At 64.2% G+C, this 14,172-nt stretch carries 2 protein-coding genes; both read left to right on the top strand.

What is annotated here, in order from left to right:
- Positions 1–322: 322 nt before the first annotated feature.
- On the top strand, positions 323–1,432 hold the full coding sequence (locus QLG12_RS10720; protein WP_085654185.1) for a substrate-binding domain-containing protein: 1,110 nt from the start codon (positions 323–325) through the stop codon (positions 1,430–1,432).
- Between the two features lie 190 nt (positions 1,433–1,622).
- Positions 1,623–14,135 (top strand): filamentous haemagglutinin family protein, encoded by a 12,513-nt coding sequence (locus tag QLG12_RS10715; protein WP_282474464.1) that lies wholly within the window; start codon positions 1,623–1,625, stop codon positions 14,133–14,135.
- Positions 14,136–14,172 lie beyond the last annotated feature (37 nt).

The following is a 14,172-nucleotide window of genomic DNA, read 5'->3' as shown; positions in this document are numbered from 1 at the left end:
TCCATCACCCGAGCCTCGATCCAGCCATCCTCGGGTTCTCCTTTCTGTCATCTGCAACGGCCCTTCAAGGGCTGTGGCCGATTCCCCCGAAAAGCTTGCCGTAGACACTCCGCATAACCCTGAAAACACCCGAGAAAATCCCTCGAAAATCAGCCTGCACCTCCCGAGGTTTTTTCCTTTATCTGTCACCGGAAACTGCGAATTTCTCAGTGCGACTTAACCACGGACCCCGCAATGCGAAGGTCGGCGGTGAGTCTTCCCAGTGTCATGCAAGACCCCTGAAAACCTGTGTTCACACCCAACGTTGAAAAGGAGATTCTTCATGTTCAAGCGCACTCTGATCGCAGCTTCCCTGACCGTCGCTGCCCTGGCTTCCGCCCAGGCCATGGCCGCCAACGTAACCGGTGGTGGCGCGACTCTGCCTGCCGCTCTGTACAAAGGCTCTAGCAACAGCATCCTGCCAGCCAACTTCAGCTACCTGGGTACCGGGAGCGGTACCGGCAAGACCGCTTTCCTGACCAACAACTCGGCACTGTTCAGCACCACCGGTTCGGTTCACTTCGCCGGTAGCGACTCGATCCTCAGCGCTTCGGAAATCAGCACCTACAACACCAACTTCGGCGCTTCGTACGGCCCGCTGATCCAGCTGCCTTCGGTGGCCACTTCGGTTGCCATTCCGTACAAGAAATCCGGCCAGACCGCTCTGAACCTGACCAGCGCTCAGCTGTGCGATGCTTTCTCCGGCGCCAAAACCACTTGGGGCGATCTGCTGGGCACTTCCGACACCACGCCGATCCGCGTTGTTTATCGCAACGTTTCCAGCGGTACTTCGGAAATCCTGACCCGTCACCTGAACGCGATCTGCCCGACCAAATTCGCCACCAACTCCACCTTCACCAATGCGCGTCTGCCAGCCGGTTCGACCCTGCCTTCGAACTGGGTAGGCGTGGCCGGTACTGCTGACGTGGCCACTCAGGTCAACGCCGTTGACGGCTCCATCGGTTACGTCGGTCCGGACGGTGTGAACGCCGCCAGCAACGCAGTGGTTGCTCGCGTCAACGGCGTACAGCCAACCACCGCCAACGTTTCGCTGGCACTGGGTTCGGCGGCTCTGCCAACCACCCCTTCGAACCCTTCGCAGTGGGTTCCGGTTGTTCCTAACCCAGCCAGCGGTTACCCGATCGTGGCTTACACCAACTTCATCTTCGGCCAGTGCTACAAGGACGCCAGCGTGGCCGCGGATGTCAAAGCCTTCCTGACCACTCACTACAGCAACCCGGGCAACAACGCTGCCACCATCGCTCACAGCTTCACTCCGGTTCCAACCAACTGGAAAGCGGCTGTGACTGCCAACTTCGTCACCAACACCTCGGGCAACAACCTGGACATCAACAACGCCAGCGTCTGCAACGCTATCGGCCGTCCTTTGTAAGCCTCGCTTCACGGCAATGAAATGGCAGCAGCCTTCGGGCTGCTGCCATTTTTTTTGGCCGATCTACACCTCGTTCATGAAGTTTGTGTGACATCCGTTCGGTCGCGGCCCCCGCCAACCGCCTATGTCGTAACAGCAGGGGCAAGCCGACCTGCGGCCTCATGTGGCAAACAAAAAGGATCTCGTAGTGATGCTCGCTCGCCCATCCCGTCGCAGTACCCGTGTTCAGCCTCAGCAGCGCATGGCCGCCGATCCGGCGCTGTGGTTGCTCAAGCCCCTGGCGCAGGCGATTGCCTTGTGCCTGGTGGCGGGCAGTGCCGAGGCGGCGACCACTTTCAGTTCGGGATGGTTCGCCGCCAAGGGCGCGGCGCAACAGGCCGCCGCAGCACGCCCGAGCGTGGGCGGATTGCCGGGGATGACGCCACCGCTGGCGCAGCAGCAAAAGGCCAATCAGCAGCTGCAACGCTCGATTCAGACCCTGAACAACACCGTGGCTGCGATTGCGGCGCAACAGGCGGCGCAGGCGGCCGGTCGTGCGACGGCGCTGGGCACGGTGCAGTTTGTGCCTGACGGTCTGGGCGAAGGCGGTCTGAAGGTCGATAACAGCCTCACGCAAGGTTGGCAGAACGCCAAGGGCCCGCAGCAGACTCAGGTTGATGGCAAGACCACGGTGAAGATCGAGCAGACCGCCGACAAGGCGATCCTCAATTGGGAGACCTTCAACGTCGGGCGCAACACCACTGTCGAGTTCGCCCAGCAGTCGAACTGGGCGGTGCTCAACCGGGTCAACGATCCGAATGCGCGGGCCAGCCAGATTCAGGGCCAGATCAAGGGTGACGGCACGGTGATGCTGATCAACCGCAACGGCATCGTGTTCAGCGGCACCAGCCAGGTCAACGTGCGCAACCTGGTGGCGGCGGCGGCCAACATCACTGACATTCAGTTCCGCGACCGCGGCCTGTATTTCGACAGCACCGGCAGCCAACCGACCTTCACAGAGGCGGCCGGCAAAGTGCTGGTGGAGCGCGGCGCGTCCATCGAGACCGCGCGGCCGGCCAAATCGACCGATGCCGGCGGCTATGCCTTGCTGCTCGGCGGCGAAGTGCGGAACGACGGCAGCATCAACACCGCCAAGGGCCAGACCGTGCTCGGCGCGGGAGATCGCTTTTACATTCGCAAAGGCTCGGGCACTGAAGGCAATGCCTTCTCCACGACGTTCGGCAACGAAGTCACGCCGGGCTTCAAGGTCGGCAGCACCGCCGGCAAGGTCAGCAACAACGGCCTGATTCAGGCCGCGACCGGCGACATCACCCTGACCGGCCATGAGGTCGTGCAAAACGGCGTGTTGCTGGCCAGCACCTCGGTCGCCACTCGCGGCACGATTCATTTGCTCAATCCGGCCACCGACACCCAGGGCAGCGTGACGCTGGGCCAGGGCAGCGCGACGGCGATCCTGCTCGACAGCAGCGATCTGACCGCCCTCGACAGTCAGCATCAGGCCGCCCTGACCGGCGTTACCCCGAACAACCGGATTCGCAGCGACCAGTCGCGCATCGATATCCAGAGCGGCGGCAGCGTCGAGTTTCAGAGCGGTTCGATCACCCTGGCCACCGGCGGGCAAGTGGCGGTGGCGGCGCAGCGTCGCAGTCTGGTGCGTGACGGCGCATTGATCGATGTCTCCGGTGCCATCGGCGTGAAAGTCGCGATGGAATCCAACAGCATCAAGATCAACGTCCAGGGCAACGAGCAGCGCGATGCTTCGGTCAATCGCGATAAAGGTGCGCTCAACAGCAATGACATCTGGGTCGATGTGCGCGAACTGGTCTACGTCCCGGCCGGCACCAACGGCTACGCCACGGATCGCTGGTACACCGCTGGTGGTCTGCTGGAGGTCGGCGGTTACCTCGGCACCCAGGGCCACAGCGTCGGCGAGTGGATGGCTCAGGGCGGCATGGTCAGTTTTGCCGGCAATGACGTGGTGACCGAGAAGGGCTCGCTGATCAACCTGTCCGGCGGCACGCTGGACGTACAAAGCGGCGAGATTCGCCAGAGCTGGCTGCGCGGGGCCGACGGGCGCCTGTATGAAGTCTCAAAGGCGCCGGGGGATCTGCTCTACACCGGGCTGTACAAGGGCTATGAAGACAGCAGTGAGCGCTGGGGCCAGACGAGTTATTACTACAACCCGTTGATTGCACCGTCCAGGCGTCAGGAGTCGGGTTACACCGTGGGTCGTGATGCCGGGCAACTGGTGATCGGTACCCGCAACGCCGTGCTTGAAGGTCAGCTGCTCGGCGAGGTTTATCAAGGCGAGCGCCAGACCCAGGCCCCGCGTGCGGTGCTCGATGGCTATGCGCAGAGTCAGACGGCGCTGGCGCGGCGCGGGCAGTTGATTGTCGGCAGTTATGACCCGGCGTACGTGGCGGCTTCCGGTGGTTTGCTCTACGGCCTTAACCCGTTGTTCGATCAGGTGCAGATCGGCGGCGAAAGTCCGCTGGCCGGCGATGATCGGGATCTGACCGGCGCTGTGTCCGATGCACGCAGCGGCAAGCTGTTTCTGGATGCCGGGCAACTCAGCGACTGGCAATTGGGCGCACTGAAAGTGGCAGCCAAAGAACGGATCGACGTGCAAGGTGCCGTCAGCGTCGACCATGGTGGCGACATCACCCTTTACGGGCCGCAGGTGCAGGTCAACGCGAACCTGACCGCGCGCGGCGGCAGCCTGCACCTGGGCAACGTGCTCAATCAGCTCAACACCGATCGCCTCAACGACACCCGACTCGTCGCGCCGACCGGCAAGGCCACCCGCGTGAGCGTGGCTGAAGGGGCGCAGTTGGATACGCGCGGTCTGTGGAGCAACCTGCGCACCAACCCGGATGATGCCGCGAGCCTGGCGTATCTGGACGGTGGCGTGGTGTCGATCCGCAGCAGCGGCGATATCGAAATCGGTGCCGGCAGTCTGCTGGACGTGTCTTCCGGCGGAGCGATTCTGGCCAACGGCAAGACGCGCGGTGGCAAGGGCGGTGATGTGACGCTGGAGTCCAGCGCCTTGTCTGCGCCGGGTGACAGCCACCTGACCCTGGACGGTCAACTGCGGGGCTACGGTGTGTCGGGTGGTGGCCGACTGCTGATTCAGGCGCGCGACATCCTCATCGGCCAGTCCGGTAAACCCCTCGCCGACAGCACATTGCAAGTGCAACCGGAGCTGTTCGACAAAGGCTTCTCTGCCTACAGCCTTATAGGCCTCAATCGCCTCGATGTGGCGGACAACACCCGCGTTGACGTGTTGATGCCGGTCTACCGTTTTGGTGACGCAGCTGCGAATCAGGTCAGTGGCACCGCGCCGGGGCAGGCGCTGGAATTGTGGACGCCGACGCTTTATCAGGAAAACCCGCTCAAGGCGCAACTGACCCAGCGTGCCGGCGCCAGCCTGGCTTTGCAGGCCGGTTCCAGCGAGGTCGCTCTGGTCGATCCGACCCGCAACTCTCTGACCCTCGGGCAGGGCTCGCGCATCAGTGTCGACCCGGGGCAACGCATCAATCTGCGCAGCGCCGGTCAGCTCACGGTCGATGGCCAGTTGAATGCGTGGGGCGGCACGATCGATATCCGTCAGCAGCAATTCGGCTCGCTCGATGTCGCTGATTCCTCGCAAACGGCAGACAGGCAAACCCACAACCGCTCGATCTGGATCGGCGAGCACGCGGTGCTGGATGTGGCCGGTCGCGTGGCCACCGGCATCGATGCGCTGGGAAGAACGTATGGCCAGGTCGGCAAGGGCGGCTCGATCATCATTGGCGGCGAAACCGATGCGAAGAAGGCCACGGCCACGTCGGCCGACGCCTATGTGATCGTGCGAAACGGTGCGCGACTGGAAGCCTCCGGCGCACAAGCGATGCTGGATATCGCCGGACAGGGACCGACGATGGTTGCCACGGATGGCGGGCGAATTTCGCTGAGTTCCTACAACGGCCTGTTCATCGACGGCGACCTGCATGCGGCGGCCGGTGGTGCCGGGGCGGCGGGTGGGCGACTGGACATTGCGCTGGAGACACCGATTTATCTGAGCAGCGATGCGAGCAACGCTGTTCGCGTGCCGCGCGAAATCGTCATCGGCCAGGACGTCGGCCCGTCGCTGTTGCCGACGGGTCTGCAAGCGGGCGAAGCTGCGCCTGCGTTGCAATACGGGCGTGCCCGGCTGGGCGCCGATCAGTTGATGTCCGGCGGGTTCGATAACCTGAGTGTGCTGAGCAACGGTCTGCTGTCGTTCGACGGCAACGTCGATCTGCACATGAATCAACGCCTGAGCCTGTATGCCGGGGCCTTGTCGCTGGCCGACGGCGCGCCAGACAACGTACGGATCAACCTGTCTGCGCCTTACGTGCGTCTGTCGGGTACTGGCAAATATTTCGAGGCTCCCGGCAACAACCGGCCACGAGTGATGAACAATCCGACCACCGAAGTGGCGCCGGCACACTTCACCGCCACGGCAGACCTGCTGGATCTGGGCAACAGTCTGTCGTTCGGCACGGCCGGGTCAATCGTGCAACTGAGCGGCCCGGCAGTGGAGGTCGGGCGGCGAGGTTTTGAACAGGTCACGCTCGACAGTCGGGGCGATCTGCGCTTTCTGGCGCCCACCGGCAACGTCGAGAAAACCGAACTCTGGACGCCGGGCGACCTGAACCTGCGTGCCGCGCAGATCTACCCCGCCAGTGATGTCACCGCCGAGGTGCGCGTGGGTTATCAGAGTGTCCAGCGTGACGCCAATCCTGAGCGGACCCTGCGAATCAGCAGTTCCGGGGCCGCGCCTGCCGCGTTGCCTTACTCGGTCTTCGGCAACCTGACGCTCGCCGCCGCGCATATCGAGCAGGGCGGGGTGATCCGCGCGCCGCTGGGCATGATCAATCTGGGTGACAGCCTGGTCCTCAACACCCGGACACTGCATCTGATGCCCGGCAGCCTTACGTCGGCCAGCGCCGCCGGGCTGGTCATGCCTTACGGCGGCACCACCGACGGCATCGACTATCGCTACAACGGCAAGTCCGTGCTGCTTCGAGGGATCACCGCCGAAACCGCTGGCGTGACGCTCACCTCGCAGTACGTCGATGTGCAAAGTGGCGCGTTGATCGACCTGTCGGGCGGTGGTGATCTGCGCGGTGCCGGTTTCGTTTCCGGCCGTGGCGGTTCCACCGATGCCCGCTACAACCCGCTGGTGCGCAATGCCAGTGACGGCACCTTCAGCCTGCCGGGCCTGGCCAGCAACCCGGTGTACGCCATCGTGCCGGGGAATCAGAGTGCTTATGCGCCGATGCTCGCCGAGACGGGGGCGGTCGATCCGCGCATCGGCCAGCAGGTCACCATCGGGGCGGGCGTGCCGGGGCTGGCGGCGGGCACCTATACGCTGCTGCCCTCGACCTTTGCGCTGTTGCCGGGGGCCTTCCGGGTCGAGGTCAACGGCCAGGCGGCAGCGGGCGCAACCAACGCTGCGTTGCCACTGCGCAATGGTTCATGGACGAGTTCGGGGCGAATGTCGATTGCCAATACCGGCCTGCGTGACAGCCTGGCAAGCCAGGTCATCCTGACATCCGCCGACGTGCTGCGCCGTTATTCGCAGTACAACGAGACCTCTTTCAGTCAGTTCATCCAGAGCGATGCGACGCGCCGGGGCGTGCCTCGGGCCCTGGCGCCCATGGACGGCAAATCCCTGAGACTGAATCTGACCCAGGGCGCCGCACCGGGTAACGCGCTGGATTTCAACGGTCAGGCGCTGTTCCAGCCCGCCACGGGAGGCGTCGTCGGGACAGCGGTGGTGCAAGGCGCATCGAATTTCGAAATTCTCGGTGCGGGGCATTCGAGCACTGAAGGATTTGCGGGTGTGTCGCTGTATGCCGACAGCCTCAATGCGCTCGGCGCTGGCCGCTTGACCATCGGCGCGCAACCGACGGTCGATTACAACACGTCGGGCAACATCATCGCGTTCAGCGGTGATACCTCAACGATTACGCTGCGTGACGGCGCCGTGTTGTCGGCTCCCGAAGTGCTGCTGCGTACCACCCGGGCCAATGGCGGAATTACCCTCGAAGCTGGCTCGGGCATCAACACCCTGGGGCGCGGCAATGCACCTTATGATTCCAGCACCGGTTTCATCTACAAACCGGGTGCGGCGGGATTGCTGGTGGTGTCGAACGGCTGGACCAATGTGCTGGCGCCAGAAGTGTCGGTCGGGACATCCGGCGCGGGTAACATTCTGATTGGCCGTTGCCCGACGACAACGTGCAACAACCCGACGCTGCTCTATTCCAACGGCAGCATAACCGCCGCCACTGACAAGCAATTCGAACTCGACGAATCGGTACGCTTCGGCACCCGCCATCTGACGCTGGCCGTAGGCTCGGTCAATGCCGGCAGTGCCGAGGCCTTGAGTGCCGCCGGCAACCGGGTGCCGACCGGTCTGACCCTGAACCAGAATGTCTTGAATCGCCTGTTGCGGGGCGATACCCAGTTCGGCGCGCCGGCGCTGGAAACCCTGAGCCTGACCAGTCGCGATGCATTCAATTTCTACGGCAGTGTCAGCCTCGATACCCTGGATCCGCAGACTGGCGTCAGCAAACTGCAAAACCTGATCCTCAGCACCCCGGCCATTTACGGCCTGGGTGAAAGCGGCGACGTGGCAGCCATTCGCACCGCCAATCTGATCTGGAACGGTGCGCCTCAGGATCCAGGCGCGGTGATCACGGGCGGCGCGGGCACCGGTCGCGGCGCGCTTGATATTCAGGCGCAACGGATCGAGTTCGGCTACGGCCCTAATCCGCAGGCCAATGGCCTGGATGTGAACAAACGGTTGGTGCTGGGTTTTGCCGACGTCAATCTCACCTCCAGCGATCGCATCACCGCCAACCACAAGGGCAGTCTTGAGGTGTATCAGGCGCAGGGCGCTTTCGATCCGGTCACCGGTTATGCCTACAGCGGCGGCAATCTCACATTGCGTACGCCGTTGCTGACGGGAGAGGCGGGCTCGGTCAACCTGCTCAAGGCCGGTAATAACCTGACCCTGATGGGGGCCGGCACAGCGACTGCCGCCAATGCACTGGGGGCGCAATTGACCCTTGATGCGCGCAACGTCTTGCTGGACAGCCGCATCGCCCTGGCCAGCGGCAAACTGGTGGTCAAGTCCGAGGACGATCTGACGCTCACCAGTGGCGCGTATCTGGACATGGCCGGTCGCACGTTGCCGTTCAACGATGTGAACAAGTACAGCTGGGGCGGTGATGTGGCGCTGTACAGCCGCGACGGCAATATCCGCCAGGCGGCGGGCTCGCGAATCGATCTGTCGGCGCAGAACCATCAGGCCGGTAACCTGAGTGCTGTCGCGCTGGCCGCCAATGCGGGCATGGTCGATCTGCAAGGCGATATCCTCGGTGCCAGCAGCGGCTATTACGATGCCGGCGGCACACCGGTGCCGTACAAGGCCGGTGGCGTGGATATCCGCGCGCAGCACCTCAATGGCGATCCGAGCCAGCAATTCGCGGCCCTCAATCAGCGCTTGAATGCGGGGCAGGTTTTCGGCAGCCGCAGCTTGCAGCTCAAGCAAGGCGATCTGTTGATCGGCGACGGGCTCAAGGCTGGCGAGGTCAATGTGTCGGTGGACAACGGTCGGCTGACGGTGGCTGGCCTGATCGATGCCAGTGGCGAGCGGGTCGGCAGTATCCGCCTGTCGGCGCAAAACGGCCTGACCCTGGCGGGCAATGCGGTGCTTGACGCCCATGGCCGTGTGTTGCGGGTCGACAGCTACGGCAAGATCATCGACGCCCCGAACCGGGCGATGGTCGAGCTCAACGCCGGGCAAGGCGTGCTGACCCTCGGCAGCGGTGCGCGCATCGATTTGCGCCATGGCACCGACGCCGTTCTCGGCACTCTGCCGGGGCAGTCCGACGGGTTGCTGCGCGGCACGCTGGAACTGAGCGCGCCGCGTCTGGGGGCGGATGACATTGCGATCGAGGCCGGCGGCGCACTGAGCATTCAGGGCGCCCGCTCGATTGGCCTCAACGCCACGCGCCGCTATACCGATGCCAGCGATGGCACGGACCCGGCTGCCAGTGGACGGCCGTATCAGGTGATCGATCAGGCGTACCTCGATCGCATTCACGGCGACAGCACGGCGTTCATCAATGCGGCGCTGGCCAACGGCAACCTGCTGAACAACAAACTCGCCGGCCTGAACAACGCCACTTATGCCGATGCCTTCCATCTGCGGCCCGGGGTCGAGATCGCCAGTAAAACCGCCGACGGTGATCTGGTGGTGCAGGGTGATGTGGACCTGTCCGGTTACCGTTACGCCAGCCTGAATCCGCACACGCAGAAGACTTCGGTCTACGGCTCGGGCGAGGCGGGTAACCTGGTGATTCGCGCGGGCGGCAACCTCGATATCCACGGCAGCCTCAACGACGGTTTCGCGCCGCCACCGGAGACTGTGGACGATGCGGGCTGGAAATTACTGCCGGGGATTCAGCCGTTCGGCGGCGATCTGATCGTACCGGGAGCGGGCGTTACGCTCGCGGACGGTACGGTGTTCCCGGTCGGCGCCACGTTGAACTACGACCTCCCGTTGCAAGCGATGACGCTGGCCAGCGGCACGCTGCTGCCGACCGAGGCAACGCTGGCGGCGCCTTACACCTTCGGCGCCGGCACGGTGCTCGCCGGCTCGGTTCGCGATGCTTCGGGCAACGTGCTGTATGCCGCCGGTACGCTGCTCGCCGACAGCGTGACGTTGCCCGCGGGCAGCCGGCTGGGAGCGGGTATCCGCTTGAATGACGCAACGGCGCTGCAAGCCTTGCGCTGGCCGAAGGGCGTGCCGCTGCCGGGCAGCGTCGAGGCCGGCGACAACGGGGTCAAGGGTGTGCGCCTGAGCGGTTCGCTGGCTCTGTTGCGCGGCTCGCTGATTCCGTCGATGACCGATGTCGTGCTGGCGGACGGTACGCCGTTCATCGAGTTGCGGCCATTGACCGGTACGACCCAGGGGCGCAATTGGGCGGTCGCCAGCCTGTTGCCGGCCGGCAGTGCGTCATGGTCGATGCGCGTGGTGGCGGGAGCCGATCTGGGCGCCGCAGACAGCCGGGCGATCAAACCGGTGTCCAGCGATGGTCACCTGCGCCTGGCCGACACCCATTACGGTCTGACCGTGACAGAAAAACCACCGACCCTGGTCTGGGGCGAGGGCAACCTGGGCGGCTTCACGCCGGGCGACCCTGTCCCCGAGGATCAAATGATGTGGTGCGACTGGGCGCCGAACTCCTGTGTGCCGGCACCGCGCTGGGTATGGGCACCGGACAACTGGATGGGCATGCCGCCTGGCTCGCCGATGACCGACGATGAAGTGCTGTCCTGGTGTGGCGCATTCCCGGAACTGTGCGTGGAAAACAAACCAGGTACCACCGTAAAAACCCACACCCAGATGTTCAGCGTGCTGCGGACCGGCACCGGTGATCTGGACGTGCTCGCCGCCGGCGATCTGAGCATGGATTCACCGTATGGCGTCTACACCGCCGGCACTCAGTCGCAAGACATCGATCCGCGCTTCAACCAGCCTCGCGGACGGCTGTCGGACAACGGCTCGGTGCTGGGCAGTGCGGGCGGGGCCTACGAAAAATGGGTCAGTGGCAGCGACAGCCTGTATCAGGCCTGGTACCCGCAAATGGGCGGCAACCTGACCATCAATGCCGGTGGCTCGATTTCAGGTGATGTACTGGGCCGTCGCGCCTTGTCGCAAACCATGGACACCCGTGAGCAGGTGCCGAGTGTGGCCGTGGGCAACTGGCTCTGGCGTCAGGGCACCGGCAACAGTGAGGTGCCGACGGCGTGGTGGATCAACTTCGGCAGCTATGCGACCCAACCATTGCCGGATCAAAGTGTTGATACCGGCCCGTACCTGGTCGGTTTCACCGGTTTCGGCACCTTGGGCGGCGGCAATATCAGCCTGCGTGCCGGGGGCGATGCCGGCATGCTCAAGGCGATGGGCGACGGTAACAAGACCAACCTTTATCCGCGCGGGCAGGGGCTGGTCGTGGCGGTCGGCAGCACCGGGCGCGTGGGCAGCGATGGCAGCCTGCAATTGACCGGTGGCGGCGACATGGACATCCGCATTGGCGGGGCGGTCAATCCTTCATTGCAGGCCCGGGCCGGAGAGAACGGCATCGGTGTCGCGCAACACGATCTGCAAGGCGCGTTGATCAACCTGCGCGGTGCTGCGCGACTGGCCAGCGGCGCGCTCGGCGGGATCAATCTGCAATATGGCGCCGAAGCCTCGACCCAGGATCCTCGCGAAGTTCGTCCGTTCGACCCGTTCACGTCCACGATGAGCAGCGCCTCCGGAGGGCTGGTGCTGATTCCGGGGGATTCGGGTATGAGTCTCAGCACGCGCGGCGATCTGGTGTTGGGCGGCGCGGCGGACCCGGGTCGGGTGCGCCTGCAGAACTCCACGCCGTTCACTACGCAAGACGGTGTCGCCCATGAGGGCGGCGGCTTGACGGGCTTCTCGTTGTGGACCGATCACACCGCCATTGACCTGTTTTCGGCAGGGGGCAATCTCACACCGAGCACTCAACTGGGCGAAGTCACAGGTCAGGGTCCTGTCACAGGGCGCAATACGTCGCCGACCGACGGACGCTTCGTGTACCCGTCGATCCTGCGGGCGGTGGCGGCGCAAGGTTCGATTTATGCCGGACCTTCTGCGGTCTACAGCCAGGGCAGTGGCACGGTGCCGGCAACCGGGTATTCGCTGCTGCTGGCACCCTCCAGCACCGGGCAACTCGAGTTGCTGGCGCAGGACTCGATCTACGCCGGCGGCTATGCGATCAATCAGTCGGGCGCCAGTCCGCTGTCCATCGCTACGCCGTTCGCGCCGGCCTTCAACGGTTACGGCAACTATACGTCGGCCACGCCGATCATGAGCAATCGCAACAGCGACGGGGTGTCGCCGGACAAGAATCTGCGCTATCCGTTATTCGCTTTTGGCGCCAACAGCTACTCGGGCTTGAGCGACGTCCAGGCACCGGCGCGGATCTATGCCTTGAACGGTGATCTGGTGGGGGTTCGCAGCGGTGAAACGCTGACGTTCAGCTTGTCGAAACGTACCTGGTACGAAGCAGCAGGTCCTGTCTGGATGCTGGCCGGGCGCGATGTCGTGGCGTCCGGCACTTTCCTGGGCAACCCCACGACCGTCTCTGCTGCCGAGATGGGCGTACCGACGTCCGAAACCATCACCTCGACCGGCAACCTGTTCGTGCATGACGACCCTCGGGACGTTTCACGGGTATCGGCAGGGCGCGACATCCTCTACAGCAGCTTCGATATCGCGGGCCCCGGCGTCCTGGACATCAATGCCGGGCGCAATATCCTGATGGAAAACCGCGCCAGCATCACCAGCCTCGGCTCGTTGGTCGCCGGTGATCAGCGACCGGGCGCCAGTGTGGTGTTGCAGGCCGGTGTGGGCGCGCAAGGGCCGGATTATTCGCGGTTCATCGCCCGTTACCTGAACCCGCAGAACCTGGCCGACCCGAACGCATCGCTCAACGGGCAACCGGGCAAAGTGGTCAAGACCTACCTCGACGAGTTGCAGAGCTGGCTGACCCTCGGTTACGGCTTCAGCGGCAACGCAGAACAGGCACAAGCCTTCTTCGCCGCGTTGCCAAGTGCCGAACAGGCGATCTTCGCCCGTCAGGTGTACTTCGCCGAACTGCGTGCCGGTGGCCTCGAATACAACGATGTCGACGGCCCGCGCAAAGGCAGTTACCTGCGCGGTCGCAACGCCATTGCTTCGCTGTTCCCGACCACCGATGTGGCCGGCAATCCGATCCGTTATGACGGCGACATCACCCTATACGGCGGTGCCGGGATCAAGACGCTGTTCGGTGGCGATATCCAGATGCTCACGCCGGGCGGCGGTCAGGTGTTCGGCATCGAAGGCGCCGCGCCGCCATCGACGGCGGGGATCATCACCCAGGGTTCGGGCAATATTCAGCTCTACTCCCAGGGCAGCATTTTGCTGGGGCAGAGCCGGATCATGACCACGTTTGGCGGCTCGATCCTGGGCTGGTCTGCCGAGGGCGACATCAACGCCGGTCGCGGCTCGAAAACCACCGTGGTCTACACCCCGCCCAAACGCGTGTACGACACCTGGGGCAACGTGACCCTGTCGCCATCGGTGCCGAGCACCGGCGCCGGTATCGCCACGCTCAACCCGATTGCCGAGGTGGCACCGGGGGACATCGACCTGATCGCGCCGCTGGGCACCATCGATGCGGGCGAGGCGGGCATTCGCGTGTCGGGCAACGTCAACATTGCCGCGCTGACGGTGGTCAACGCCGCCAACATCTCGGTGCAGGGCAAGGCGACCGGCGTGCCGGTGGTCTCGGCGGTCAACACCGGCGCGATCACTTCGGCCAGTTCCGCTGCGTCGTCGGCAACCCAGGCGGCGGAAGACGTCGCCCGTCAACAACAAGCCGCCTCGCGCCAGAACCAGGCCTCGGTGTTCACCGTGCAGGTGCTCAGCTTCGGCAACGAACAACTGGCCCCGACCCGCGACGGTGCCAGCCGCGCACCGACGCCGGGTTACAACCCGAACAGCCCGGTGCAGGTGCTGGGCGCCGGGGCGCTGGATGAACAGGCGAAACAGCAGCTGACCGAAGAGGAGCGGGGACAGCTGACGTTGTAAAGGACTCTCGTGTAGTACGCTTCGGGCGGCCGTTTGG

Origin of the sequence: Pseudomonas sp. V88_4 (genome assembly GCF_029967985.1) — a bacterium.
Classification (GTDB): domain Bacteria; phylum Pseudomonadota; class Gammaproteobacteria; order Pseudomonadales; family Pseudomonadaceae; genus Aquipseudomonas; species Aquipseudomonas glycinae.
Note: the sequence above shows the minus strand (reverse complement) of the source record. Positions and strands in the feature narration are given on the sequence as shown.

Bases quoted from the DNA above. Each gene is read 5' to 3' on its own strand.
- QLG12_RS10715 (WP_282474464.1), top strand. From the start codon at position 1,623: ATGCTCGCTCGCCCATCCCGTCGCAGTACCCGTGTTCAGCCTCAGCAG.
- QLG12_RS10720 (WP_085654185.1), top strand. From the start codon at position 323: ATGTTCAAGCGCACTCTGATCGCAGCTTCCCTGACCGTCGCTGCCCTG.